Annotated in this window: 25 protein-coding genes and 1 tRNA gene; 12 read left to right on the top strand and 14 right to left on the bottom strand. The window is 65.0% G+C overall.

Going from position 1 to position 26,382, the window contains the following annotated elements; genetic code table 11:
- Positions 1-108: 108 nt before the first annotated feature.
- The 6 genes from LQ955_RS05220 to aceE all read right to left on the bottom strand — a co-directional run bounded on the left by LQ955_RS05220 (position 109) and on the right by aceE (position 7,913).
- Positions 109-1,344 (bottom strand): beta-ketoacyl-[acyl-carrier-protein] synthase family protein, encoded by a 1,236-nt coding sequence (locus LQ955_RS05220; RefSeq protein ID WP_231027136.1) that lies wholly within the window; start codon positions 1,342-1,344, stop codon positions 109-111.
- Between the two features lie 161 nt (positions 1,345-1,505).
- On the bottom strand, positions 1,506-1,754 hold the full coding sequence (locus LQ955_RS05225; RefSeq protein ID WP_231027137.1) for an acyl carrier protein: 249 nt from the start codon (positions 1,752-1,754) through the stop codon (positions 1,506-1,508).
- An 88-nt stretch (positions 1,755-1,842) separates the two neighbouring features.
- Positions 1,843-2,847 carry a beta-ketoacyl-ACP synthase III gene (locus LQ955_RS05230; protein WP_231027138.1) on the bottom strand — a complete coding sequence of 335 codons (1,005 nt, stop codon included), beginning with the start codon at positions 2,845-2,847 and terminating at the stop codon, positions 1,843-1,845.
- Positions 2,848-2,934: 87 nt separating this feature from the next.
- Positions 2,935-3,849 carry an ACP S-malonyltransferase gene (locus LQ955_RS05235; RefSeq protein WP_231027139.1) on the bottom strand — a complete coding sequence of 305 codons (915 nt, stop codon included), beginning with the start codon at positions 3,847-3,849 and terminating at the stop codon, positions 2,935-2,937.
- A 108-nt stretch (positions 3,850-3,957) separates the two neighbouring features.
- Positions 3,958-5,169: a PucR family transcriptional regulator gene (locus LQ955_RS05240; protein ID WP_231027140.1), complete on the bottom strand. Its 1,212-nt coding sequence runs from the start codon at positions 5,167-5,169 to the stop codon at positions 3,958-3,960.
- A 14-nt stretch (positions 5,170-5,183) separates the two neighbouring features.
- Complete coding sequence (gene aceE / locus LQ955_RS05245; protein ID WP_231028054.1) at positions 5,184-7,913, bottom strand: pyruvate dehydrogenase (acetyl-transferring), homodimeric type; 2,730 nt, start codon at positions 7,911-7,913, stop codon at positions 5,184-5,186.
- Between the two features lie 199 nt (positions 7,914-8,112).
- Between aceE and LQ955_RS05250 the strand changes: the two genes are divergently transcribed.
- The 4 genes from LQ955_RS05250 (at position 8,113) to LQ955_RS05265 (ending at position 11,367) form a co-directional block, all read left to right on the top strand.
- On the top strand, positions 8,113-8,586 hold the full coding sequence (locus tag LQ955_RS05250) for a peroxiredoxin (RefSeq protein WP_231027141.1): 474 nt from the start codon (positions 8,113-8,115) through the stop codon (positions 8,584-8,586).
- A gap of 220 nt (positions 8,587-8,806) precedes the next feature.
- Complete coding sequence (locus LQ955_RS05255) at positions 8,807-9,961, top strand: Fic family protein (protein WP_231027142.1); 1,155 nt, start codon at positions 8,807-8,809, stop codon at positions 9,959-9,961.
- Positions 9,958-11,217 carry a hypothetical protein gene (locus LQ955_RS05260; protein WP_231027143.1) on the top strand — a complete coding sequence of 420 codons (1,260 nt, stop codon included), beginning with the start codon at positions 9,958-9,960 and terminating at the stop codon, positions 11,215-11,217. Before LQ955_RS05255 ends, LQ955_RS05260 begins: the two co-directional genes overlap by 4 nt.
- A 77-nt stretch (positions 11,218-11,294) precedes the next feature.
- Positions 11,295-11,367: transfer RNA gene (locus tag LQ955_RS05265), tRNA-Val, on the top strand.
- A 22-nt stretch (positions 11,368-11,389) separates the two neighbouring features.
- On the opposite strand, the gene LQ955_RS05270 is transcribed toward LQ955_RS05265, so the two are convergent.
- The 4 genes from LQ955_RS05270 to LQ955_RS05285 all read right to left on the bottom strand — a co-directional run bounded on the left by LQ955_RS05270 (position 11,390) and on the right by LQ955_RS05285 (position 14,643).
- Positions 11,390-11,908 (bottom strand): hypothetical protein, encoded by a 519-nt coding sequence (locus LQ955_RS05270; RefSeq protein ID WP_231027144.1) that lies wholly within the window; start codon positions 11,906-11,908, stop codon positions 11,390-11,392.
- A 157-nt stretch (positions 11,909-12,065) separates the two neighbouring features.
- Positions 12,066-12,434, bottom strand: coding sequence for a Rossmann-fold NAD(P)-binding domain-containing protein (locus LQ955_RS05275; RefSeq protein ID WP_231027145.1), 369 nt, complete (start codon positions 12,432-12,434; stop codon positions 12,066-12,068).
- Between the two features lie 260 nt (positions 12,435-12,694).
- Positions 12,695-13,399 carry a hypothetical protein gene (locus LQ955_RS05280; RefSeq protein WP_231027146.1) on the bottom strand — a complete coding sequence of 235 codons (705 nt, stop codon included), beginning with the start codon at positions 13,397-13,399 and terminating at the stop codon, positions 12,695-12,697.
- A gap of 215 nt (positions 13,400-13,614) precedes the next feature.
- On the bottom strand, positions 13,615-14,643 hold the full coding sequence (locus LQ955_RS05285; RefSeq protein WP_231027147.1) for an Lrp/AsnC family transcriptional regulator: 1,029 nt from the start codon (positions 14,641-14,643) through the stop codon (positions 13,615-13,617).
- A gap of 108 nt (positions 14,644-14,751) precedes the next feature.
- Between LQ955_RS05285 and LQ955_RS05290 the strand changes: the two genes are divergently transcribed.
- The 6 genes from LQ955_RS05290 (at position 14,752) to LQ955_RS05315 (ending at position 21,069) form a co-directional block, all read left to right on the top strand.
- The gene (locus tag LQ955_RS05290) at positions 14,752-16,239 is read left to right on the top strand and encodes an MFS transporter (RefSeq protein ID WP_231027148.1); all 1,488 of its coding nucleotides are present in this window, start codon (positions 14,752-14,754) and stop codon (positions 16,237-16,239) included.
- Entirely contained in the window at positions 16,236-17,489 is a 1,254-nt protein-coding gene (locus LQ955_RS05295; protein WP_231027149.1) for a M20 metallopeptidase family protein, read from the top strand. The genes LQ955_RS05290 and LQ955_RS05295 overlap by 4 nt, the downstream gene beginning before the upstream one ends.
- Positions 17,490-17,788: 299 nt before the next feature.
- The gene (locus LQ955_RS05300; protein WP_231027150.1) at positions 17,789-18,430 is read left to right on the top strand and encodes a TetR/AcrR family transcriptional regulator; all 642 of its coding nucleotides are present in this window, start codon (positions 17,789-17,791) and stop codon (positions 18,428-18,430) included.
- An 11-nt stretch (positions 18,431-18,441) separates the two neighbouring features.
- Complete coding sequence (locus tag LQ955_RS05305; protein ID WP_231027151.1) at positions 18,442-19,191, top strand: glucose 1-dehydrogenase; 750 nt, start codon at positions 18,442-18,444, stop codon at positions 19,189-19,191.
- 87 nt (positions 19,192-19,278) lie between these two features.
- Complete coding sequence (locus LQ955_RS05310; RefSeq protein ID WP_231027152.1) at positions 19,279-20,226, top strand: alcohol dehydrogenase catalytic domain-containing protein; 948 nt, start codon at positions 19,279-19,281, stop codon at positions 20,224-20,226.
- 87 nt (positions 20,227-20,313) lie between these two features.
- Complete coding sequence (locus tag LQ955_RS05315) at positions 20,314-21,069, top strand: SDR family NAD(P)-dependent oxidoreductase (RefSeq protein ID WP_231027153.1); 756 nt, start codon at positions 20,314-20,316, stop codon at positions 21,067-21,069.
- Between the two features lie 126 nt (positions 21,070-21,195).
- Here the strand turns inward: LQ955_RS05315 and LQ955_RS05320 are convergent, their stop codons facing one another.
- On the bottom strand, positions 21,196-21,900 hold the full coding sequence (locus LQ955_RS05320) for a hypothetical protein (protein ID WP_231027154.1): 705 nt from the start codon (positions 21,898-21,900) through the stop codon (positions 21,196-21,198).
- A gap of 181 nt (positions 21,901-22,081) precedes the next feature.
- Between LQ955_RS05320 and LQ955_RS05325 the strand changes: the two genes are divergently transcribed.
- A complete protein-coding gene (locus tag LQ955_RS05325; protein ID WP_231027155.1) occupies positions 22,082-22,630 on the top strand; it encodes a HEAT repeat domain-containing protein in 549 nt (182 codons plus the stop codon).
- Positions 22,631-22,820: 190 nt separating this feature from the next.
- Here the strand turns inward: LQ955_RS05325 and LQ955_RS05330 are convergent, their stop codons facing one another.
- On the bottom strand, positions 22,821-23,126 hold the full coding sequence (locus tag LQ955_RS05330) for a hypothetical protein (protein ID WP_231027156.1): 306 nt from the start codon (positions 23,124-23,126) through the stop codon (positions 22,821-22,823).
- A 314-nt stretch (positions 23,127-23,440) separates the two neighbouring features.
- Between LQ955_RS05330 and LQ955_RS05335 the strand changes: the two genes are divergently transcribed.
- Entirely contained in the window at positions 23,441-23,941 is a 501-nt protein-coding gene (locus LQ955_RS05335) for a hypothetical protein (protein ID WP_231027157.1), read from the top strand.
- 161 nt (positions 23,942-24,102) lie between these two features.
- Here LQ955_RS05335 and LQ955_RS05340 read toward each other — a convergent pair whose 3' ends face one another.
- Positions 24,103-24,855, bottom strand: coding sequence for a hypothetical protein (locus LQ955_RS05340; protein ID WP_231027158.1), 753 nt, complete (start codon positions 24,853-24,855; stop codon positions 24,103-24,105).
- A 376-nt stretch (positions 24,856-25,231) separates the two neighbouring features.
- Complete coding sequence (locus LQ955_RS05345; protein ID WP_231027159.1) at positions 25,232-26,368, bottom strand: SURF1 family cytochrome oxidase biogenesis protein; 1,137 nt, start codon at positions 26,366-26,368, stop codon at positions 25,232-25,234.
- Positions 26,369-26,382: the final 14 nt, after the last annotated feature.

Consider the following 26,382-nt stretch of genomic DNA (forward strand, 5'->3'; position numbering starts at 1 on the left):
TCTGAGGTCGTTACAACCGCCTCAACTCCGTCGCAACGGCCTCAACTTCGCCGCCGCGCCCTCACGTGACTTCAGAGTTTCGCCGCGAGGGCGCGGCGGCGCCGCACCCTACAGGGTCTTGAAGGCCGCGACGGCGTTGTGACCACCGAAGCCGAACGAGTTGCTGATGGCGAGCAAGTCGCCGTCGGGCAGCGCCCGCGGTTGCGTCACGACGTCGAGGTGAATCTCGGGGTCTTGTTCGGTGAGGTTGATAGTCGGGGGAGCGACGCGCTCGAACAGGCTCTTGATGACGAACACCGCTTCGATGGCGCCCGCACCGCCGAGCAGGTGGCCGGTCGACGCCTTCGTGGCCGACACGGGGATGCCCTCGACGGCGTCGCCGAAGACGCGGCGCAGAGCGTTGTATTCCGCGATGTCACCCACGGGGGTGGAGGTGGCGTGCGCGTTGATGTGAGCGACGTCGGCCACCGAGTAGCCGGCGTTGGTGATGGTCGTGAGCATGGCCCGGGCGGCGCCGGAACCCTCGGGGTCGGGTGCGGTGATGTGATAGGCGTCGCTCGTGACCGCCCCGCCGAGCAATTCGGCGTAGATACGCGCGCCGCGAGCGATGGCGTGTTCGTAGGTCTCGAGCACGACTGCCGCACCGCCTTCGCTGAGCACGAACCCGTCCCGGGAAACGTCGTACGGGCGCGACGCGGTCGCCGGCTCGTCATTGCGCTTCGAGAGAGCCTGCATGGCCGCAAACGACGCGATCGGCAGGGGGTGGATGCACGCCTCAGAGCCGCCCGCCACGATCACATCGGCGAGGCCCGCCTGCAGGTGGTCGAACGCATTGGCGATCGACTCGGTGCTCGACGCGCAGGCCGACACGTCGGTGCGGCTGAAGGCCCGGGCACCGAGATCCATGCTGATGGCGGCCGCGCCGCCGTTGGGCATGAGCATGGGAACGGTCATCGGCAGCACACGGCGTGGCCCGCGTTCGCGCAGGGTGTCCCAGGCGTCGAGAAGCGTCCATAGACCGCCGATTCCGGTGGCCCAGTCGACGCCGAGGCGCTCGGGCTCGACCTCCGGTGCGCCCGCGTCGGCCCAGGCTTCGCGCGCGGCGGTAAGAGCGAACTGGCTGTTCGGGTCGAGCCGCTTCGTCTCCTGCCGAGTGAGCACCTCGGCTGACGGCACGAGGGCTTGACCGGCGAAAGTGATGGGGATCTGCCACTTCTCGACCCATTCCGCCTCGATCGTGCTCGCCCCCGACTTTCCGGCGAGCAGAGCCTGCCAGCTGTCTTCGGCGTTTCCGCCGAGGGGGGAGGTTACGCCGATGCCGGTGACAACGATTCGTTTGGTCATGAGAAGAGCTTTCTGTGGATCAAATGAACTGCGCCGAGTGGTGCGAGCGCATCACGAAAAGACCGGAGCTGTCGAAAAGACGAAGCCCCGGTCATCCGCATTACTGCAGGCCGACCTGAAGTCGGTCGGCCCTGAAGTGGTGGTCAGCCCTGAAGAGGAGGTCAGGCCTGCGCGTTGGTGATGAAGGTCACCGCGTCGCCGACCGTCTTGAGGTTCTTGACCTCTTCGTCGGGAATCTTGACGTCGAACTTCTCTTCGGCGTTGACCACGATGGTCATCATCGAGATGGAGTCGATGTCGAGGTCATCGGTGAACGACTTGTCGGCCTCGACCGTATCGGCAGCGATACCGGTCTCGTCATTGATGAGCTCGGCGAGGCCGGCAAGAACTTCTTCGGTGGACAATGCCATTTTTGTTTTCTCCTTGGGTTTTTGAGGCGACACTAAGCTTAGGTCAGGGGCGGCGACGCCGTTGTGCACGGCGCGACACGGCGGGCCGTTACGGCAGAACGACGACCTGCGCGCCGAACACCAGGCCGGCGCCGAAGCCGATCTGCAGCGACAGGCCACCGGATGCCTCGGGGTGTTCTTCGAGCAGCCGGTGCGTAGCGAGCGGAATCGAGGCGGCCGAGGTGTTGCCGGTCGTGGCGATGTCCCGGCCGATGAGCACGTTCTCGGGCAGTTTCAGTACCTTCGCGAACTCGTCGACGATGCGCATATTGGCCTGATGAGGAACGAAGGCAGTGAGATCGGCGGCGGTGATGCCCGCAGCGTCGAGAGCCTGCTGAGCGACCTTCGCCATCTCCCAGACGGCCCAGCGATACACGGTCTGGCCCTCTTGCGACAGCGTCGGCCATTCGTTCTCGCCGTTGCGGTAGCCCACGTAGGTGCCGCTCATCTTGATGGTGCCCCACTTCGACCCGTCCGATCCGAGGATCGACTGCGAGATGCCGGCGAAATCGCTCGGCCCCACGACCGCCGCGCCGGCACCGTCGCCGAGCAGAAACGAAATGGAGCGTTCTGTCGGGTCGACGAAGTCTGAGAGCTTCTCGGCGCCGATCACGAGCACGTACTCGGCGACTCCGGCGCGGATGAGCGAGTCGGCCTGCGCGATGCCGTACGCGTAGCCGGCGCACGCCGCCTCGATGTCGTACGCCGCTGCCGTACCGGCCCCGAGGTTCTCGGCGACAAGAGTGGAGATCGAGGGAGTGACGACGGGGTTGCTGATGGTCGCGACAATGACCGCGCCGATCTGAGACGGCTGGATGCCCGCTCGCTCGATCGCTTCGGCCCCCGCCGTGGTGGCGAGGTCGACGGCCGTGATCTCTTTCGACGCACGACGTCGTTCGATGATGCCGGTGCGCTTGCGAATCCACTCGTCGGAGGAGTCGATGGCCTCGATCAGCTCGTCGTTGCCGACCACGAGGTCGCCCCGCGCGGCACCGAACGCATAGATGCGGGTGAATTCGGGTCCGTGCGATTGCTGCAGTTCGGGGCGGGGCATCTGGTTCCTAACGGGGCGGTCGGGCGTGATGAGCGGGTCAGCGGCGCGGGCGAGCGAGAGCAGGGCCTGCTGCGTGCGTGACCAGCGTCATGAGGTGAGCAGTTCGATGGCGTTCTGCAGGTCATCCGGAGTCTTGACGGCCACCGCCGGCACACCCTTCAGCCCACGCTTGGCGAGGCCGGTCAGAGCACCGGCAGGAGCGACTTCGATGATACCGGTGACCCCGGCGGCAGTGAACGCCTCCATGCAGCGGTCCCAGCGCACCGGAGACGAGACCTGGCCGACGAGCAGATCGACGAAGCTGTCGCCGGAGTCGACGACGCCGCCGTCACGATTGGTCCAGATAGGGAGGGTGGGGTCATGCGGCGTGAGCCCTTTGGCGACTTCGGTGAGTCGTTCGACCGCCGGTTGCATGTACTTCGTGTGAAAAGCGCCGGCCACCTGCAGCGGAATCACCCGGGCACCGCGCGGTGCAGCTTCTTTGAGTGCTTCGAGAGCAGTCAGCTCGCCGGCGACCACGATCTGGCCGCCGCCGTTGAAGTTGGCCGGGAACAGCCCGAGATCGTCGAGCACGGCGAGCAGTTCGGCTTCGTCGCCGCCCACGACCGCACTCATGCCGGTCGGCTGCAGTGCAGCCGCCGCTGCCATGGCGGCCCCGCGTTCGGTCACGAAGGTGACCGCGTCGACTTCCGTCAGAATTCCGGATGCCGCGGCAGCGGTGATCTCGCCGACCGAGTGCCCCGCGACACCGCCCACGCGCTTCTCGCGACCGTCTTCGAGCAGGGCGCGCAGCGTGATCAACCCGGCGGCGACGATGAGCGGCTGGGCGATCTTCGTATCGCGGATGGTATCGGCGTCACTCGTGGTGCCGTGCTTCAGCAGATCGATTCCCGCGCAGTCTGAAATGGCCTCGAGGTGCTCGCGAAAACGCGGTTCGGCGACCCAAGGGTCGAGAAAGCCGGGGGTCTGAGAGCCCTGGCCTGGGCAGACGATCACGATCATTGGTTCAGTCTTTCAAGAGTCGAGAAGAAATCGGTGTCGTTTTCTGACGAACGTTCGCCGGAATCGTTGTATGTGTCGCACGCACACGTGCACACACACCCGGCCCGTTCACCGGCGCCGTGAACCCGGATCGGGCTCGTTCATCGAACCCAAGATGAGCGCGGACTGCAGAATGAGTGCCTCACGGGCCCCCGTCGCATCCCAGCCGATGACCTGCGACACCCGCTTGAGGCGGTAGCGCACGGTATTCGGATGCACGAACAGTTCGCGCGCGGTGCCTTCGAGCGAGCGGCCGTTGTCGAGGTAGCACCACAGCGTGGTCATCAGTTCCGGGCTCTGGTCTTGCAGCGGGCGGTAGACCCGGTTGACGAGAGTCGAGCGGGCGAGCGGGTCGCCTGCCAGAGCGCGCTCGGGCAGCAGATCGTCGGCGTAGACCGGGCGCGGGGCGTTGCGCCACGACTTGGCCACGGCGAAACCGGCGAGGGCCGCCTTGGCGCTTCGTGACGCATCGACCAGGCTCGGCACTTCGTGCCCGAGCACCAGGTGGCCCGGGCCGAAGCCCGGCTCCAGCGCCTTTGCGATCTCCATGAACGAGAGGGCAGGCGGCGCGGGCGTGGCCGCGGTGATCTCCTCGTCTTCGGGTGATCCTGCGGCCGGCTGTGATCGGCCGATGACCAGCACCAGCCTGCCGCCCTGTACCCCGATGAGCACGTCGGCCTGTAGGTGCCGAGCCGTTCGCCGAAGCTGGTCGACGTCGAGCATGCGGGGAGTGGTTCCGACGAGAACACTGACTTCGCCGTGACCGTGCCAGCCGAGCGCCGCGATGCGGCTCGGCAGCTCGTCGTCGTACTCGCCCGAGAGAATGGAGTCCACGACGAGAGCCTCGAGCCGGGCATCCCACAGCCCGCGTGCTTCGGCGGCACGGGCATAGACGTCGGCCGAAGCGAAGGCGATCTCGCGCGAGTAGAGCAGAATGGCCTCGCGCAGGTCTTGGTCGCCGTTCGCGATGCGTTGTTCGACGACCTCGACCACCACGCGGATGAGTTGCAGCGTCTGCTGCAGGCTGACCGAGCGCAGCAGCTCGCGAGGGGCCGAACCGAAGACGTCGGCGGCGATCCACGGCGTCGTGGTGGGGTCGTCGTACCAGCTGATGAAGCTCTTGATGCCGGCCTGGGCTACCAGGCCGACGGCCGAGCGCCTCCCTGGCGGCATGTCGCCATACCAGGGAAGCGTCTCGTCGAGTCGCTTGATCGTCGCTGTCGAGAGTTCACCCGACACCGTTCGCAACCATGCGAGGGTTTGTTCTTTCGTTTTGGCCATGGGCGCCGTGAGCGTCAGCTCTCCCCGCCGGCCGAGCCCGATGTACCTGCAGCGACATCGTGCAGGCTGTACTTGTCGATCGCCCAGGCCGGCGCATTCACGTCGACCTCGCCGCGAGCCGCGAGTTGTTCAAGAACACGAACGACCACGGAGGGCCCGTCGATCTTGAAGAAGCGGCGAGCCGCGGGGCGCGTGTCGCTGAAGCCGAAGTCGTCGGCACCCAGCGTTGCATACTCGCCCGGAACGAACTGGCGAATCTGATCGGGAATCGCGTGCATGTAGTCGCTGACGCCGATGAACGGGCCAGAAGACCCCGACAGCTTGTCGGTGAGGTACGGCACGCGCTTCTCGGTGTTGGGCTTCAAGAAGTTGTGCTCTTCGGCCTTCAGGCCGTCGCGGCGCAACTCGGTCCAGCTGGTCACCGACCACACATCGGCCGAGACGCCCCAGTCGGCGGCGAGCAGTTCCTGCGCCTCGAGCGCCCACGGCACCCCCACTCCCGAGGCGAGGATGTTCGCCTTCGGCCCCTCGGCCTGGCCGGCCTTCAGGTAGTGGATGCCCTTGATGATGCCCTCAGCGTCGACGTTCTCCGGCTCGGCCGGCATCACCATGGGCTCGTTGTAGAGCGTGATGTAGTACATGACGTTGGGATCCGTGTGCGTGCCGCCGTACATCCGCTCGAGTCCCGAGCGCACGATGTGCCCGATCTCGTAGCCGTACGCGGGGTCGTACGACACTACGGCCGGGTTGGTCGACGCCAGCAGGTGGCTCTGACCATCCGCGTGCTGCAAGCCCTCGCCCGTGAGCGTGGTGCGACCCGCGGTGGCGCCCATGATGAACCCGCGGGTCATCTGGTCGCCGGCGGCCCAGAGGGCGTCGCCGGTGCGCTGGAAACCGAACATCGAGTAGAAGACGTAGACCGGGATGAGCGGCTCGCCCTGCGTCGAATACGAGGTGCCCGCGGCGGTGAAGGCCGCAACAGCTCCGGCCTCGTTGATGCCGACGTGCACGATCTGGCCCTGCGGGCTCTCTTTGTACGCCAGCAGCAGGTCGCGGTCGACACTGGTGTAGTGCTGGCCGTTCGGGTTGTAGATCTTCGCACTCGGGAAGAAGGCATCCATACCGAAGGTGCGGGCCTCGTCGGGGATGACCGGAACCACGCGGTTGCCGAAGTCTTTCGACCGCGTCATCTCTTTGAGCAGACGCACGAAGGCCATGGTGCTGGCGATCTGCTGCGTGCCCGAGCCCTTCTTCATGATGGCGTATGCCGAGTCGTCGGGCAGCGTGATGGCCGTGTGCTTCGTGCGGCGCTCTGGCACGTAGCCGCCGAGCGCGCGGCGGCGCTCGTGCATGTACTCGATGGCCTCGTCGCCCTCGCCCGGGTGGTAGTAGGGCGGGCTCCAGTGGTCGTTCGCCTCGAGCTGCGCGTCGGTGATCGGCACGCGCATCTCGTCGCGGAACGCCTTGAGGTCAGGCAGCGACATCTTCTTCATCTGGTGCGTCGCGTTTCGGCCGGCGAACGACTTGCCGAGGCCGTACCCCTTGATGGTGTGCGCCAGGATGACCGTGGGCTGGCCTTTGTGCTCGCTGGCGGCTTTGAACGCGGCATACACCTTGTTGTAGTCGTGGCCGCCGCGCTTCAGGCCCCAGACCTGGTCGTCGGTGTAGTTCTCGATGAGCTTCAGCGCCCGCGGGTCGCGGCCGAAGAAGTTCTCGCGAACGTAGGCGCCGTCTTCGGTCTTGTAGGTCTGAAAGTCGCCGTCGGGCGTCTGGTTCATGAGGTTGAGCAGGGCGCCGTCTTTGTCGTTGGCGAGCAGCTCATCCCATTCGCGGCCCCAGATGACCTTGATGACGTTCCAGCCGGCTCCGCGGAAGAAGCTCTCGAGCTCCTGAATGATCTTGCCGTTGCCGCGCACGGGGCCGTCGAGACGCTGCAGGTTGCAGTTGATGACGAAGTTGAGGTTGTCGAGGCCTTCGTTCGCGGCAACCTGCAGTTGACCGCGGCTTTCGACCTCATCCATCTCGCCGTCGCCGAGAAACGCCCAGACCTGCTGGTCGCTCGCGTCTTTGATGCCGCGGTTGGTGAGGTACTTGTTCGACTGCGCCTGGTAGATGGCGTTGATCGGGCCGATGCCCATCGACACGGTAGGGAACTGCCAGAACTCGGGCATGAGGCGCGGGTGCGGGTACGAGCTCAGCCCGCCGCCGGGATGCGACTTCTCTTGGCGAAAGCCGTCGAGCTGGTCGGCGCTCAGCCGGCCCTCGAGAAAGGCGCGGGCATAGGTGCCGGGGGAGGCGTGGCCCTGCACGAAGATCTGGTCGCCACCGCCCGGGTGGTCTTGGCCGCGAAAGAAGTGGTTGAAGCCGACTTCGTAGAGGCTGGCGCTCGACGCGTAGGTCGAGATGTGGCCGCCGACGGCGATTCCGGGGCGCTGGGCGCGGTGCACGAGCATCGCGGCATTCCAGCGGATCCAAGCGCGGTAGCGGCGCTCGATGTCTTCGTTGCCGGGAAACTCGGGCTCGTTCTCGGGGGCGATGGTGTTGATGTAGTCGGTGGTCGGAACCATCGGAACACCCAGGTGCAACTCTTTGCTGCGCTTCAGCAGGCTCAGCATGATCTCTCGTGCGCGCCCGTGGCCGCGTTCGGCCACCAGTGCGTCGAGAGACTCTGACCATTCGGCGGTTTCATCTGGATCGGAATCGATGTTCGTGACCGAATACGGGTCTTGGTCGTTGACAGCCAACGTCAACCTCTCTCTTTGGGGTTGTAGAGATCATTCAACTTCAGTGGCTCCGGTTCACGGATTCCACACCGTCGTCCAGCCTACTGAATCCCACTGGCCACAATCGCCCGCGGGGGGAAGTCACGGTCTGTTGGAGGAATACACTAGCTACTTGGGTCTGACGGGCACGGTACTCGCAGACCGAAAGGAAACCGCCACAATGGCACTCGAAAACGACACCTGGGCTCCCGACTTCGAACTGTCGAACCAGTACGGCGAGAAGATTCGCCTCAGCCAGTTCCGCGGAGTCAAGCCCGTCGTACTCGTCTTCTACCCCCTCGCCTTCTCCGGTGTCTGCACCGGCGAGCTCTGCACGCTCGAAGACAACATCGCGATGTTCCGCGACAAGAGCGTCGAGCTCATCGGCATCTCGGTCGACTCGAAGTCCACGCTGCGCGCCTGGAGCGAGCTGAAGGGCTTCGACTTCAACCTGCTCGCCGACTTCTGGCCGCACGGCGACGTCGCCAAAGACTACGGCGTCTTTCTCGAGAGCAAGGGCTTCTCGAACCGCGCGACGTTCGTCATCGACACCAAGGGCATCATTCGCGCTTCGTTCATCACTGCACCGGGCGAGCCTCGCTCGATCGAGGCGTATCGCGCGGCTCTCGAAGAGCTCGAGCCGCTCGCCGTCTGACCCGCTGGCCGTCTGAGCTCGGGGCGATCGCGGCGATCGCGATCAGTGCCTTATGACGAAAGTGTGACTAGCCTCGAGGCTTAGTAACGCTTTCTGAAGTAAGTGTTACTAAGATAGAGGCGTGGTCACACATCGAGAGGATCGGATCGCCGTCACTCCTGTCGCGGGTGTCCCGAATACCTGGCGGACGCACGATCCGCGGCTGTTCTCGAATGCCGAAGTGCGTCGGCAGACCGGTTCATACGAATCGATCTCAACACCGACAATCGCCGACTGGGTACCTATGCTCGGCAATGCCGTGATCGCCGACGTCATCGAGGCGTCAAGTGTGCTCGCTGCCTTCGATGAATATGCCCTCGCTCGGCTCGGAGCCGAAAACCCAGCACTCGGCCCGATGTCTGCCATTCTGCTACGAACCGAAAGTGCGTCGAGTTCGCAGATCGAGCAGCTGACCGCGTCGGCGAAGCAACTCGCGCTTGCCGAATTAGACGAGGGTGGCAAGGCGAACGCGACGACTGTTGTGGCTAACGTTCGCGCAATGGAAGCAGCGATTCGGTTGTCAGATCACATCGATGAGCAGAGCATCCTCGAAATGCATCGCCAGCTGCTGTCGAGACAACCGGGCTGGGAACACGAAGCCGGGCGTTTCCGCGAGGAATTGGTGTGGATCGGCAATCGTGACACCGCTGGGCCGATCGGGGCAGCCTTCATTGCTCCGCAACACGGTCTCGTACCCGGAGCGATTGCCGACGTTCTGACATTCGCGCGACGCGACGACATTCCTGTACTGGTGCAGATTGCCGTCGCCCACGCTCAGTTCGAGACGATTCATCCATTCGTCGACGGCAACGGTCGTACCGGTCGCGCGCTCGCACAGGCGATGTTACGCAACAAAGGATTGGTGACTCACACGACGGTTCCTCTCTCGGCGGGCCTACTGGTCGATACCGAAGGATACTTCGGGGCCTTGGCTGAATACCGTGCCGGAGACGCGGGCCCGATCGTACGACGATTCACCGATGCGGCCCGATTCGCGTCGGTCACAGGCAAGAAACTTGTCGACGATCTCGACGTCGAGCTTGAGCGATCACGCATCAAAATGACGCGAGTTCGCTCGCAGTCAGCTGCATGGCTCGTTCTGCCGAGGCTGGTCGGCCAGCCCGTTGTGAACGCCCAATACCTCAAGAAGACCCTTGGGCTGAGCACCGTGACGGCTCTGCGCGCCATCGACGCGCTTGTCGAACACGGGGTGCTGGTCGAACGCACTGGGCAGGCGCGCAATCGCGTGTGGCAGCATCCAGGCATTCTCAGTGTGCTCGATGGCTACGCCGACGGTATCCGGCGTGCGACAGCACCGAAGGGGGTTTCAGCATGAGCGTGCTGGTGTGGGTGTGCTTCGGTGTCGGCGCGGTCTGCCTGCTCGCCACGTGGGCGAGTGTCATCGGATCGCTGATCGTGCCCCGCGCGCTACACAGCAACCTTTCGCGGCTCACGGCCGGCGCCACCTCTGTCGTGTTCGGGCTGCTGACGAAACCGAAGCTGTCGTATGTGGCGCGCGACCGTATTCTCGCGTGGCAATCGCCGATGTCGCTCTTGGTTCGGCTCGTCGTGTGGGTCGCGCTCTTCGACTTTTCGTTTACGCTCATGCTGCTGCCGTTCGTCGACGGCGATCTCTGGCGCGCCGGCAGCGAGGCGGGGTCGGCGATGTTCACGCTCGGCTACGCGGCCCCGACCAACCTCGGCAACACCATCCTCGTGTACGCCGCCGCCTACACCGGTCTCGTCGTGGTCGCGCTGCAGATCGGATACCTGCCCACGCTCTATGCTGCGTTCAACAAGCGCGAAGAAGAAGTGACGCTGCTGGTGTCGCGCGCCGGGTCACCGTCGTGGGGGCCGGAGCTGCTTGTTCGCACCCGCTTCGGCATGGCCACTCAAGACAGCTCCAACGAACTCGCCGAGCTCTACCAGCACTGGGAGCGCTGGGCCGCCGCGGTGGCCGAATCGCACAGCGCGTACCTCACGCTCGTGTGGTTTCGTTCACCGGCACCGTATTCGAACTGGCTCATCTCGCTGATCAGTGTGATGGATGCTGCCGCGCTGCAACTCTCCCTCAGCCCGAGCACGGTGCCGAACACTCGGGCCCGGCTCGTGCTGCGCATGGGCTTCACCTGCCTCAACCAGGTAGCCCGGGCCGTGGGAATCGCCGTCGACGAAGACGCGGATCCCGATGCGCCCCTCGACATCACCTTCGACGAATTCGCGGCTGCCGTGGTGTTACTCGAGTCCGTCGACTTTCCGGTCGAGGTGACCGCCGAGCAGGCGTGGCCGCACTTCCGCGGCTGGCGTGTCAACTATGAACGGGTCGCCTACCAGCTCGCCTACGCCATTGACGCGCCGCCGGCGAAGTGGAGCGGATCCCGCCGGTTCGCTGCAGAACCGATCGTGCCGTTCCGTCCTCAGAACCGCACTGCTTCGGGTGTTCGGCCCGACGACCCGCAGATGATCGGTCGCCGCACCCGTGCGCCAGATGCTGACTCCGGGTCGGCGGGGTCGACGGGGCAACCGGAGTCCGCGGGGCAAGCGTCGGGGCCGGCGGGGCCGGGGTCAGCGGCGGCGTCGGGGCCGGCGTAGGGCTGAAGGATGCCCGGCGGGGCTGTCTGGCCCGGGCATCCGTTCTGGTACTGTTGTGACGCGCCGTTGGGCGTGAGGGGCCTTTAGCTCAGCTGGTAGAGCGCCACGTTTACACCGTGGATGTCATCGGTTCGATCCCGGTAGGGCCCACTCACAAAGACGCAGCCGCCGTTTATTCGGGCGCACTCACGTCGATTCCCAGAAATGCGTGGGGATCGTCCGGGCCAACGAAGAAACCGTGGACGATTCCGTTGTCGACGAAGGGGCAGCCCTGCAGCGCACGCGAAACCTGAACTTTCTCGCTCGCATTGCTCAAGTACACATCCACAACCGCCCCTTGATCGCGTGGGCAGAAGTAATTCTGGCCGTACGGTATGAGTTCTATCGAGAGATTGAGGCTCGTCGCAAATTCCTCCACTTGAGAACTTCCCACGCGCGCGAACGAAACAAGGCTTCGATCTGGAAATGAGCCGTATCTGCAGATCAGCGCACTCGTCGGAGCGAACGGTACCAGCTGTTTCTCGGTTGACGGCGCCTTCAATGGTGCCGTTGAGAAGGGGACAGTAGGGCAGGTGGAGAGAGCGACTACCGAATTGAACGGAGGATCGCTGACCGTTCCCTGGCATGCACTCAACAGCACGATTGACAAGAGAGCGAGCACGAACGCCGCGGCCTTGCGAGGTCTGCTCACCGCCGGTTTCCCTTCTCGGAGTGATTTTTCCTGCCCACAACGATAGTGCTACAGAGCGCCTCCTCCATCGCCGGACTGGTGCCGATTGAGCCGACCTAAGTGCTCGTTCACAACGACTCCGATGTCTGCCGGCGCGCGGCCTAAGAGCTCGGCGAGATCAGGGCTCTCGAGCGTGAACACGCCGCGCCGAATGAGCGGAAAGAGCGTGGCGAACGGGTCCGGTTATCGCTCCGCCTGCGCTGGCCTGGGTGATTGCACGGTCGACGAAAGCATCCGTGTAGAGCGCGTTTCGCAGAACTACATGACGGATACCGCTTTCGGCGAGCGCGTCTTCGGCGGCGGAATGTCCCGGATCGTGCCGCGCTCCTGTTGCGCTCGTGTATACCATGTGACGCACCCCGGCGGTGACGGCCGACTCGACAACGGTGCGATGCTGCTCGGTGCGCACCGAAGGATCCAGAACCGGGCTCGATACGAAGATCGCACGGTGCACTCCCGTGAGGGCGGCGACGACGGAAGTTGTCATTACACACTCCAGGTGAGGGATTTTGTGCGGGTCGAATCGAACGGGAACCCGAAGCCGGGCTCCCGTTCGATTGCACACAAAATCGCCATCCCGGGGCGGTGTAGCGAATTACTACTGCGAGAGAGGATGCCGGTCAGGCAATACGAAGAAAGAGCATTCGCCTCACTCTATGGCCTCTGCAGTCCCGCCGGGGCGCCCGATCCTCTCGGCGCGCCCCACTTCTGTTCCCTCCGCCACAGTGAGACGTTCGGCCGCGGGCGTTAGGCGACGTAGATGAAGGAACTCGTTGCGGTGGAGTCGGCGCCTGTTTGGAGGACGCCTGGGGAGACGTTGTTGGTTCCGTCTGTGTCGCCGAGCATGACGGTTTGGTATGCGCCGTAGGTGATGAGCTGTATCCCGTTGGGTCGGCCGCCTGGGATGGTTGTTCCGGTGTAGCCTGGCTGACCGATCGGGCCTGTCTTGAGAGTCAGATCGATGGTCACTCCAGCGGGGATCTCGGCTGGGAAGGTGATTGCGTTGACGGAGTGAATCTGATTGCTCGTCGAGCTGTAGGAATCGTCGTAGGTGAAGGGATATGCCGCTGGGCCGGTGATGGTGAAGGGTTCTGACCATGCGCCGGTGGTGTTGCCGTAGCCGGGTAGCACTTGGATCAGAACGGCGAAGAGGGCGCCGGCGGGGATGGGGTCTGGTCCGTGGTTGCCGAGCTGGAATGTCGCGGTGAGTGTCGTTCCGGGGTAGTAGGCCGGGGAGCTGTAGGGGTACCCGTTCGACGGCGGGAGGGTTGTGTCCGGGGGCGTCACGAAGGTGACGTCGGAGAACCAGGCATCCCACGCGGCGGCTGGTGGCGTGGTCGAAGCTGCCGCGGCAGGTGCTGCGATGGCGATCGCGACGATCGGTGCTGACCAGGCTGCGCCTTTCACGATCGTGCGACGGTCTATGCCTTTTTTCAAGAGTTCTTCGTTCATGTGCTGGTATCCATTTCGGGTAGAGACGTGTTTTCGGGTGTTGTGGAGTTCAGACACGTCCGCGGCGGAATCCGTGCGCGAGGGTCAGGTCTGAAGAGTCGCGTCACTAATAAATGAGACGGATGATCGGTCAGAAAGTGACGCGACCCAAAGCGTGTTCACCCGATAAATCACCCTGATCGCGTTCGATGACAGGCTCGCGCCCGCCGCGCAGATCAGCCGTGCTCGCGACCCCCGATAGGCACGTTCCCGCCCGTGGCGTAGCCGTCGACGTCGAGCAGATGCCCCATGTGCTTGACCGTGCGGAGCACCACCGAACGGTCGACGATCACCACACCGGGCATGCGCTCCTCGATCGTGGCCTCGAGCTTCTGCACGTCGCCCAGAGTGCGGAGCCAGACGGACATCATCATGTTGCTCGCGCCGATCGTGTTCGCGAGAAACCGCACCTCCTCCATTCGGCCCAGTTGGGCCGCCACCCGCCCCACAGCGCTCCCCGGCACCCGGAGGAAGTACCAGGCGGCGATGGGCCACGCCGTGCGGGAACGGGCGACATCCACGCGGATGACGAGGTTTCCCGACGCTCGCATCGCCGAGATCGTCTCGCGCACCTTCCGCACCGGGATGCCCGTCTCGGCGGCGATCGCGGCGGCAGAAACGCGGCCGTCGGCACCGAGCGCCGCCAGGAACGCCGACATCTGTTCGGGAAGCAGCCGCGGCGCCGGTGCCGTCGAGGGCGAGTCGATCGCCTGAACGGCCGCCACCTCACCGGCGGTGAGGGAGCGCATCCGCCAGTTCCGAGCATCCGTGATCACCTGGGAGACGATATTGGTTCGCATCGAACGCACGCGGTGCAGAGGCTGCACCCGTTCGAACGTCCACTCGGCCAGCGATTTCAGATCCGCTGCGCCCAGCGTCACCACGATGTCCCGCCCACCGGCCGTGAGCTCGATCGTGAACGCCTCGCGATCGAGCGCGAGCTCGTCGGCGAGCGCTGTCGTCTCTCCGGGAGCGCACTCGATCTCCACGAAGGCCAGGGTCGCGCCCACGATGGAATCGCGGTGTCCGGTGACATAGACCAAGCCTTCCGCCCGGAGTCTGTCCCATCTCCGGGCGAGCGTGACGGAATCGGCGCCGACGATGGGCGCGAGCGCCGACCAGGAGGCTCGTGGGCTGATCTGGACCGCGTGCACCAGTCGTTCATCGATCGGATCAAGCACCGGATGCTGCACGTTCATGATCATTCGTGTCCCTTTGCTGCATGTCGGACATCCTAATCGGCGGAATCCATAACATCAGAACACATTTCCGCACACCTTCCGTTTTCCTCCTCGACCCAGGGACGTCTCCTTATGGCATCGACTGCACCAGCCGCATCTGCAAGCAGCACCCGACGCGGTGTCGTCGGCTTCCTGGTGGTGATGGAGTTCGGCAGCGGGATGCTGCAGGGCTGGTACCCCGTACTGCTCACCGGCATCGGCACCGAATTCAGCGTCAGCGCCGCCCAGCTCAACTGGGTGAACGTGATCTATCTGCTCACCACCGTTCTGTTCGTGCCGATCGTCGCCAAGCTCGGCGACCGTTACGGCCACAAGCGGATGCTCACTATCGCGGCCTCCGTCGTGGCGGCCGGATGCATCATCGTCGCGCTCGCCCCCGACTTCACCTGGCTCCTTGTCGGCCGCGCCCTGCAAGGAGCCCTGGCTTCCTTTCTGCCGCTCGAATTCGCCATCGTGCGCGACCGCGACGAGAAGAGGGCGGGCCGCTCGATCGGCAAGCTGATCGGCGCGCTCACCTTCGGCGGCGCCGTGGGGTCGCTGTCGGCCGGCATCCTCTACTCCGTCATCGGCTCGCTGCGGCCGGTGCTCTGGGTTCCCGCCGTGTTCCTCACCCTCTGCGTGCCGGTCGTCGCCTTCCTGGTGCCCGAGTCGAAATCCCGGGCGCACGGCCGCATCGACTGGCTGGGGGCGGGCCTGCTCGGAGTCGGACTGCTGATCGCCCTCGTCGGTATCTCGAACGCGGCCACCTGGGGCTGGGGCAACCCCATCACCTGGGCCGCGATCCTCGGCGGCATTGCCTTGCTGTTCATCTGGCTGCAGGTGGAACGACGCGTGAAGGCGCCCCTGATCGACATCGGATTCCTGCGGCACGGCGGCGTGGGCCTGCCCCTGGTCATGGCCGTGCTGCTCGGCGCCCAGTTGTTCGGCAGCCAGACTGCGTCGATGCTCTACCTGCTCACCGACCCGGCCGTGGCCGGATTCGGACTGGGCGTGCCCGCCGGAGCCGTGGGCGTGATCGCCTTGGTGGCGGCCCTGTCGATGTTCGTGGCCTCCGTCTTGTCGGATCGCATCGTGCGGCGGATCGGCATCCGTGCGACCCTCCTCGTGGGCGGCTCGCTCACGACGCTCGGCTTCCTGGTGCTGATTTTCGCAGCGGCATCGTTCCCCGCTGTGCTGGTGTCTCTGGTGGTGTCGGGCCTCGGCAACGGGCTCCTGATCTCGGTGCTGGCGACCCTCATCGTGAACCGCGCGCCCGCCGATTCGGTGGGCATCGCCTCGGCCATGTACAACACCTCCCGCACGGTGGCCGGAGCGGTGGCGGGAGCGGTCTTCGCCCTCGTGATGGCGAGCTTCGTGGTGACCATCGGCACCGGCGAGGCCCAGACCACGGTCACCTCCTTCACCGGCTACCTCGTGGTGTGGATCATCTGTGCCGCCGCCACGCTCGCCCTGGTCGTGGTGGCCTGGCTCTTCACGTCTTCGCCCGCTCCGACCGAGACCATCCGAACCACAACGACCGAACCGACGACATCCGACATCGAACTGAGAGAAACCCGATGACCCTGACCGATCCCACCCCGACCACTCCCGCGACGACAGCCCCGACTTCGGCGGCACTGCGCGCCGGTTCGTTCTTCGACGACGCCCAGAGGCTGCTGCCCGACCTGGTGCGCCTGCGACGCAGCATCCACGCCGATCCCGAGGTCGGCCTCGATCTGCCGCGCACCCAGCGGCGCGTGCTCGACGCTCTCGGCGGCCTCGGGCTCGAGATCAGCACCGGCATCCGCACGACCTCGGTGATCGCCGTGCTGCGGGGCGGACGCCCCGGCCCTGTCGTGCTCCTGCGCGGCGACATGGATGCACTCCCCGTCGTGGAGCAGACAGGGCTCGAGTTCGCCTCCACCAATGGCGCCATGCACGCGTGCGGGCACGACCTGCACACTGCGGCGCTGGTGGGCGCCGCACGACTCCTGGCCGACCGGCGGGAGGAACTCGCCGGAGACGTGCTCTTCATGTTCCAGCCCGGAGAGGAGGGTGCCGGCGGCGCCCAGGTGATGCTCGAGGAGGGCCTGCTCGACGCGGCCGGGCAGAAGCCGATCGCTGCCTACGCCCTGCACGTCGGGCCCGGTCCGCGCGGCCTCTTCGCCACGAAGCCGGGGGCGTTCATGGCTGGCTCCAGCGAGCTGAGGGTGGCGGTGCAGGGGCGTGGCGGCCACGGTTCCCAGCCGCAAGCGGCTCTCGACCCGGTGCCGGTTGCCGCCGAGATCGTGCTCGCACTGCAGACCTTCGCGACCCGACGGTTCAACGCCTTCGATCCGGTGGTGATCACGGTCACCCAGCTCAACGCAGGATCGGAGGCGATCAACGTGATCCCCGAGACCGCGACGCTGGCGGCCACCATCCGCACCATCTCGGCGGCCTCGGTCGAGGTGATGCAGGCGGAGCTGCCGCGACTGATCGGCGGCATCGCCGAGGCCCACGGATGCAGTGCGACCGTCGAGTTCGAGGTGCACTACCCGGTTGCCGTCAACGACCCGGCCACGACGGCCGGCACCGTCGAGGTGCTGCGGGAGGTGTTCGGTGACCAGCGGGTGATTGTCGCTCCCACTCCGGCTATGTCGTCGGAGGACTTCGCCTACGTGCTCGACGAGGTGCCGGGGAGCTATGTGTTCCTCTTGGCGAGCCCGGCGGGTCTGGAGGCGTCACCGGAGATCAACCACTCGCCCCGCGTGATGTTCGATGACGCCGTTCTCGCCGACGCGGCCACTGCTCTCGCCCAACTCGCCTGGAGCAAGCTCGGCACCGCCTGAACGGACCGGGCGGTAGCTCGTTGCCGCCCGACGGCAGATCATCGTGGGCGACGTTCTGCGGCCGACGTCTCGGCGTGCCACGATGATCGGCGCTGGCGCAGTAATTTCCGCCGTCGTAATACGGGGCGTTCATCTCGGCGATGCCGAAAGGCGATCCGGCTGACCGAAAGGCGACCCGGCTGACCGAGAGGCCCTCGGCATGATCCGGCTACCGAACGCAATCGAATCACCTAAGAGACACGTGTTTGTTAATGGGCGATTCCGGCGTAGGATCTCACCGGAAGGAAGGCGAGGTGGAGATGTCGGCACGCGCAGCAATGGTGGAGAACGACGATCCACGGGCAGTGCGAACCCGGCAGAGGCTGACGGTGGCCTATCGCGACCTCGTCGCAGGCGGTGCCGCTCCGAAGAGTGTGAGCGACGTCACGGCGCGGGCGAAAGTGAACAGGCCGACCTTCTATGCGCATTTCGCGAACATCGACGAGCTCGCTCTCTATTCGCTGGATTCGTTCCTCGCTGAGCTGGTGGAACGCGACCGCATCATCCGCGAGCAGTTGTCGGCCACAGCGGCCGTCCGTGCATCCATGAGCGAGTTCGTGGCGCACGTAGAAAAGGAGCGAGCCACGTACAGCCACGTGCTCGACATTCGAAGCGGCGGAGTCGCTTATGCCAGCATCGTGGAGTTGCTCACGTCGACGTATCGAAACCTGTTCGCCGAGATCGCAGTCGACGCTCAGCCCGTCGTCTTAGAGATGACGGCACGATTCACGGCCGCCGGCATTTGTGGTGCACTCGCTGCCTGGCTCGCCGACGACCCTCAGTCGCTGTCGGCGGAGGGTGTGGTCGATCGACTTCTGACACTTCTACCCGACTGGGCGACTTCTTCCGCGGCATCCGCAGCGGATCCTGATCGCGAACCGCGATCGACATCAGGAAAGTAGGAAATACCGCAATGGGAAAACTCGAGGGCAAGGTCGCCGTCATCACCGGGGGAGCCAGCGGAATGGGAGCCGCGCACGCCAAGGTCTTGCATGACGAAGGCGCAAAGGTCGTGATCACCGACGTTCAAGACAACGAGGGAGAAGCTCTTGCCCTGGAGATCGGGGCGGGTTCTGTGTACCTGCACCACGACGTCACCGACCCTGAATCGTGGGCTTCCTTGGTCGCACAGGTGACCGAAACATTCGGGCCGATCACGATTCTCGTGAACAACGCCGGGGTCGCCGGTCCAGAGGCGACCACCGTCAGCATGACGTCCGACGCGTACCTGAAGACGATTGCGGTCGATCAGCACGGCGTCTTTTTCGGCATGCAGGCCGTTATTCCGGGAATGGTCTCGGCCGGAGGCGGATCGATCATCAACATCTCTTCGGTCGCCGGATTCGCCCATGTTGTGGGAGTTCCGAACCCTGCCTACACGGCAGCAAAGTTCGCGGTTCGAGGGCTCACGAAGGCGGCGGCGGCCGAATTCGGCCCAGACAAAGTGCGTGTCAATTCGATTCATCCCGGTACCGTGCTGACGCCGATGGTCGCGGCATCGGTGCCGGAGCACGTCTTGACTCAGGTCACTTCGACTGTTCCGCTTCGTCGGGCCGCGCAGCCAGAAGAGATCTCTCAGCTCGTCGTCTTTCTCGCCTCCGACGACGCCGCGTTCATCACGGGAGCCGAGCACGTCATCGATGGCGGTCAGCTCGCCGTCTGAGCGTCGAGACTGCCGAACATCCCGTTCGGCCCTAGGCCCTGCACTCCGTGGGGCCCGATTCAGTGCAACGAAGTGTTAGGAAGCATCATGCAAGCCTGGAGAAAAATGGAAGCCGGCGGAGGCCTGGTTCTCGAGAACGTGCCGGAGCCCGTGGCCGGTGCCGGAGAAGTCGTGGTCGACGTCGTGAACGTCGGCCTGTGCCACAGCGATGTCGGCATCGTCGAAGGCCCGGGGGAGGCCTGGGTGTCGCAGATACCGATCACGCTGGGCCACGAAGTCGCCGGAACCATCTCTTCCCTCGGCGCGGGAGTGACCGATTTCGCCGTCGGTGACAAGGTGTCGATTCTCTGCTTGGACTTCGACAATTGTCCCGGCATCTCTCGCGATGGAGGGTATGCCGCGAAGACCATCGGCCGGGCCGACAGTCTGGTGAGGATTCCCGACGGCATCTCTTTCGCGCAAGCAGCGGTCGGAACAGACGCGGGCATGACGTCGCACCACGCCGTGAAGGTAGCCGCAGGAGTGACGGAAGGCACCCGACTCGGAATCATCGGACTCGGTGGGCTCGGTGCCCTGGGCGCCCGCATCGGTGTTCTCCTCGGGGCAGGTGTGTACGCGGCAGAACCCCGAGAAGAAGCACGAGAAGCCGCCGCCGCCCTCGGCATCATCGAAACCTTCGAAGACGCATCCGGATTCGCCGGCCTGAACCTCGACGTCATCATCGACTTCGCCGGATTCGGAACCACCACGGCGCAAGCGATCGAGACGGTTCGCCGGCGCGGCCGCGTGGTGCAGGTAGGCCTCGGAAAGCTCGAATCGTTGATCTCCACCAACACGATCGTCACCAATGAGATCACCCTCGTCGGATCTGTCGGCGGGGTTCGAGAAGACGTTGAGGCGGTGTACGCCCTGATGGCTGAAAAAGGGCTCGAATCCGCGGTCGAGATGATCTCCTTCGACGGCATCGGAGCCGGCATCGAGAGACTGCAGGCCGGAGATGTGCGTGGCCGCCTCGTCGCCGCCGTGCGCGAATAGCGTACTCACCCGCCTGAATCCGCGCCTACGGGCGCGCACGACTACGCGCCTTCGGGCGCGCACCACAAAAGGAAAGAAGGAAGAACAATGGGACGTTTAGACGGAAAAGTCGCCCTTATCACGGGCGCCGCAAAAGGCATGGGTGCCCGGCACGCTGAAGTCTTCGTGCGGGAAGGGGCCAAAGTCATCGTCGCCGATCTCGACGTCGATGCCGGCACCGCCCTGGTCGAACGGCTCGGAGAAGCGGCCATCTTCGCGAGGCTCGATGTCACCGACCCCGGGTCGTGGGCATCCGTCGTGGCCGACGCCACCGAGCGTCTCGGCCACATCGATGTGCTCGTCAACAACGCGGGAGTCTCGGGAACGGCGACGCAGACGGCGGAGCTGACGGATCGGGAGTGGGACACCACGATCAACATCGACCTGAACGGCACCTTCTATGGTGTGCGGGCGGTCATCCCGCAGATGATCGAGAACGGTGGCGGATCCATCGTCAACATCTCTTCCGCTGCGGGGCTCGTCGGCACAGCCGGGGTCAACGTCGGCTACGTGGCGGCGAAATTCGCGGTACGAGGCATCGCAAAACAGGTCGCAATCGAATACGGCGGGCAGGGCATCCGTGCAAACTCGGTGCACCCTGGCGCGGTTCGTACCGACATGACGCAGGCGCTCATCGATCAGCTCGGGCCAGAATGGGAAGAGGGGTTCTACTCCGGCGTGCCCATGCACCGCATCGCGGAACTCGATGAAGTTTCGAACGCCGTGCTGTTCCTCGCCTCAGACGAATCCTCGTTCATCACGGGCACCGAACTCGTCGTCGACGGCGGTCTCGTCGCGCAATAGCGCGCTGACGCACTCACCCTGGACTCGGTTTCGCGGCAGGCGCTCACCTATTCGTCGGCGCACTATCCGCGACCGTCGTGCTGGACCCGGCCTGGTCGGTCGGGTCTGGCGGGTCGGGTGGCTCACCTACTTCGCGGAGGGGTCAGGGTCGCCCTTGTTGACAAAGGTGACCGAGCCGTCGTCACGGGAGCCATCGGCGCCGACCGCAGCGAAACTGTAGGTGTGCGGGCCGTAACAGCTGAACGGCACCACAACCGATCCTGTCGCGGGCAGAGGCCCCTCGAATGGGTTCGCCACAGGATCGTCGGTGTCGACGCCGATGTACACCGCAGTGGTATCGCGTGCCGAGTAGTCGAACGAGAGATCAAAATTCAACTGGGCAGGCACGGCGTCGGTGCCGGTCACGCAGACGACCTGAACGCCGTGGGTGTTGAACACCTGCATCAACGGCTTTTTCACCTCGGTCGGGGTCGGAGATGGCGCGCTCTCGCCTGAGCCACCTGCGCTGGAGCCGCCCCCGTCGGAGCCGCCCGCTCCGGAGCCGCCTCCCGAGTTCGTGCCGGAGTCGGTACCCGAATCCACTCCGGATGCAGCGCCGCTCGACTCCGTCGATGAAGACGTCGCGCGGGGTGTCGCCGTCGGGGCAGACGTCACCGTACTCGACGGCGTCGCGGTCACAGGTGCGCTTGCGGTCACGGTCGACGGGCTGAAGAGGATGAACGCCAGCAGCACGACTATTGCGAGCAGCAGAACCCCGATCGCGCAGAGAACCACCAGCAGCGGCACGTTTCGTGAGCGGGGCCCGGGTTGGGTCGAGTAGGGCTCGCTCACAGGCGACTCCTTGCACAGATCACGGTCGATGTCGGCAGAATTTGCAGGATGCACGGAAGGTCGTGGGTTCCCGCCGGAAGAGCGTCATCGATCTATCTGATTCGCAGATTACCAGTCGACCTGGTGCGGCGAAAGCTCGGGTGTCGGCAGCGCAAGCGGTAGCGGTAGCCTTGAGGCACTCATGGCAGACAACACCGAACACCCCGTCTCTACGACCGATTCTCTCGAAGCCCGGCTCGACGCCGAACAGGAGCGTTCGGGCGCAGCCAGCGTCGTGCGCCGGGCGGTGTCGCTGCTCTCGGGCGGGTACGAAGGCGAAGACTTCTTACGCGTGGTGGGCGGCGACCACGCTGAGGGCATTCTGGGTGGCGCTCCCGCGCTGTACTGGCCCGAGGTGTGGGGCGCTCGTGCTCTGCTCTACGTGTGGGACGACTCGGCGGCTCCGGCCGTGATCGCCGGCCTACGCAACCAGGCGTGGCGTGTGCGCGAGATGTGCGCCAAGGTCTGCGCTGAACGCAGAATCGGCACAGCCGCAGAGCTTTCCAGGCTCACCACCGACGAACGCCCTCGGGTGCGCTCGGCCGGCGCACACGCCCTCGCCGCGGTCGGCGACGCCGGCACCGGCGACGGCACTGCAGAGAGACTCACGGCCATGCTGCGAGATCCCGACAAGAATGTGCGCCGATCCGCGCAGCAGGCCCTGGCCGCCTTCACCGAACGTTCTGCGTGATGGCGTGCGGCAACGCCGGGGGCTTTCGTCGGAGCTGACGCCGCATCCCTGCAATACGCGGCCATGACGCGTCAGCTCCGACCGGAGCGACGAGAACTCTCCGCGAGCAGCTTCTGCCGGGCCGCCTACGTCGACCGCTGGGCTTGTCGACCGCTGAGCTAGTCGACCGCTCGGCTTGTCGACCGCTGGGCTACGTCAGCGGCTCGAGCTTGGTCGCGCCCACGACCAGAGTCACGCGGTCGAGTTCGCCATCGGGCGTTATGGCGAGAACCCTCGTCTGCGTCTCCTTCTTGCGGGCGCGCACCGCCCAGGCGATCGTCCAGAGGAAGGCCGTCATGAAAACGAGCAGCACGTTCAGGCACAGTGGTATCGAGTTGCGTTTCTCGAGCACAACCTGGCGTGAGTCGGCCACGGTCACGACCCAGCCGCGGCGTTCCCACGACTGCATCTCGGTGCGCACCGAATTGCTATAGACGGGAAAGCCGGTGGCAGGCACGTCGATCGCCTCCGTCTTCAGAAAGACACAGGAGCAGTGCGCGGCGAATCGGCACGAAGCCGCTCGATCCGCGTGATCCGATCTCGCAGCCTCAATCGACCGCTCGGGATGATTCGACCGCCCCGCATCGTTCGGCCGCCCAGCATCGTTCGGCCCCTCAGACAGATCTGGCTGGTCGCGCTCCGACCGACGAGTGGGGCTGAGAACGAGCTGCGTCTGACTCATGGTGTCAGTCTATTTCACCGAAGCAGACTCGTTCGGCGGTCACGAGACAACACTCGACTCACAGATGGCCATGGCGCTACGGTGTCGTCATGGCCTCATCAGCACACAACTCAGACGCCCAAGCCCGCGACGACGAGGTAGCCGGCCTCCGACCCGGTGTAGAACGAAAACATCTGCGTACGACACTGCCCGCCAGGGTGGTACTGCGCGGCATCGGGCGCGAGCACAACTCCGAAGACGGGGAATACGAGGAACCCGAGGTGCGGCTGATCGGCGAATCGTACGTCGTGGCGGTCGTAGACGGCGGCACCATCGACATCTACGCGGGAGCCTCGCCCGTGCATCACACCGCATCGATTCCCACGGATCGCGTCGTGGGCGTCGAGACGGCCCGTAATTTCGACTACACCCCGCCGCGCATCAACCCCACTCTGCGGCTGAAGCTCGCCGAGGAGGGCACCGAGCCCCTCGACCTCGACCTTGAGATTTTCGACCTCGAGGGTGGCGAGCTGCAGCAGAAGACCGACATCACAGCGGATGTCGCGTGGTGGGTTTCGGCGACCGGTTCGCCGTCGGCCGGCACCGAGTAGCGTACGAGAAAGGTTGGAGCCCGTAATGTCGAACAAGACGCCCGAAGAAGAACGCATTCAGAAAGAACAGGAAGCCCGCGACAGAGAGAAGGCGCGCGAGGAGGAGGCTGAAGAGCGCCGACTCGAATAGATGACGTGGATGAGGTCTGGGCCGCCCCGGCTCAGCTGTTGAGCACGTAGGCCTGGTCTGACCAGCCGCTGCCGACGCCGACGTTGACGAAGATCTGCTGGTCGGCCTCCAGAATCTGCACAGTGAACGTCTGCAGATATCCGGTCGCAGGGTCGACGCCGACCGACGACGGCCCGCTGACGGAGCCGATGGGGTCGTAGGTGACCGGCAGGGTGGCGGGAAAGTCGCTGGGATCTCGCGACGTGCTGACGGAGTTGGTGCTGCTCGGCGTCGAGTTCAGCGTGAACGGGCCGACCGGGATGACGTGTCCGAAGAAGTCGTTGATCACGACCTGACCGAGATTGACCTGAAAGACGGTTGCCACGCCCATCGTGTAACCCGGCGACGTGGCGGTGATGACGGCACTCTCGCCGAGCGCCAAGAAATCGCTGAGTGCGTTGCCGGTACCTGTTCCGTCATCGAGAAAGAAGGTGCCGTCGGGGTAGAGCGAGATCGTCGAACTCGTTGTGATGCCGTTCGGCGCCGTGATGCTGATGAACGACGGGTACGAGCCATCCGGTGCCGCGCTCACCTCACCGCTGATGTCGACCACGATGCCGCCGTCGGTGCTGTAGGGGGAGTGGTCGAAAGTGATGGCGCCGAGCACGGTCGAGGCGGCTGCGGCGGGCGCAGCGAGAGCGAGACCGACAACAGGCGCCGACCACGCCGCACCTTTGACGACGGAGCGACGGCTGAGGCGCGGTCGGGCTTCGGGGGCAGAGTCGACGGCTTCGTTCTGAGTCACGGCGGGTACCTTGCGCTGGGCGATGCGGGAACCGCTCGTCAGGAGTCTGAGCGACGTGATGCACGGCACCGTTACGAATGGTGCACTGAATTGCTGTCGCACCACGTGCGCGCCAACGAACTCATGATCAGACTACAGGCGCGCGGGAGCGGCTGAGGTCGTCGGCGGCTCCACGTCGTTGCACCGACGAAGGGCTGCCGCACGTGTACCAACTGATGCTCGGCTGAAGAAGCGTCAAAACGCAAGCGTTCAGTTCTTGCGCCAGAACAGGAGCTGAGCTGATGATTCCGCATCCGCATCCGCATCGGCGTCACCGTCGCATCGATTGCCCGCGATCTCCGACTCATCCTTCGGCATCGTGGGCGGCCTCTGGCTGTCAGTCGCCCTGCTCGCGGTCGCCGGCATCGTCGTCTTGTTTCAGCGCCATCCGGGGCGCGGCGGGTGACACGACGCGCGGTGCCGCCGTCGGGCCGACGGTCTTGCCCGCAACGCTCCCCGTGCCGGTGCCTGACGACAGGCCCCAGCGGGTGAGCGGCAGAAAGCCGTCGATCTCCTCGTCTTCGAGTTCTTCGTCGGTGAACGGCTTGCGTGCACGCTTACGCATGCGTGCGGATGCCCGCTCCCTCTCTTCCGGGTCGTCGGAGTTCAGCTCGCGGTGCACTTTGCGCGCGGCCAGACCGAGCGCAAAGAAGCCGAGCAGCGCGAAGAACAGCCATTGCACCATGTACGAGATGTGTGTGCCCACGTCTTCGACGGGCATCGAGGTCTGCGTATTCGTGAGCCCAGCTTCAGCGGCAGGAGCCTGGCTGTTCAACAAGCCGTAGGCCCCGGTATAGAGGTCTCCGCCCGTCGTCTGCTGAATGCGGGGCAGCGTGATCGACTGGATCTGGTTTCCCGTCGTCGAGCCGGTACCGAGCGGTGCCTCGCTGGGCCTCAGCTGCACGACCACGCTCACGGTGCCCGACGTCGGTCGAGGTATCGAATCCGGATTCAGCGCGTCGGTGGGCGACGGCTGCACCCAGCCCCGGTCGACGAGAAAAACGGAGCCGTCGCTCAGCTGCAGGGGAGTGACCACCTCGAAGCCATTAGTTCCGCTGTTCGAACGGTTGCGCACGACGAGTTCTTCGTTCGCGAGGTACACGCCCGTCACGCTGACCCGCTGCCAGTTCTGGCTGGCGTCGTAGGAGCCGAGGGTCGGCAGCGCCAGCTCGATCGGTACCGGCTCAGCCGAGAAGTTCGCGGCGACGACGGCGTTGTCGGCCGACGCCTGCTGGCCGCGGTCGAATTGCCAATTCGCCAGAAAGAGGCAGATGATCGCGAAGAGAATGGCGGCCGCGGTATAGGCCAGCCAGCGACCCGTGCGCAGAAACTGCCACCCGGTCATGCCGTCGGTGACGGTGTCGTACACGGCGATCGGACCCGCAGGCCGGGTGAGGGGTCGCGCGAGCTCACCGGCGCGCCGACGTTCGACCTCAGCCGAACGCTGAGTCGTCGTCGGTGGCTCTTCGATCACCCGTACAGCTTATG

The sequence above is a fragment of the Subtercola endophyticus genome, assembly GCF_021044565.1.
In the GTDB taxonomy this organism is placed as follows: Bacteria; Actinomycetota; Actinomycetes; order Actinomycetales; family Microbacteriaceae; genus Subtercola; species Subtercola endophyticus.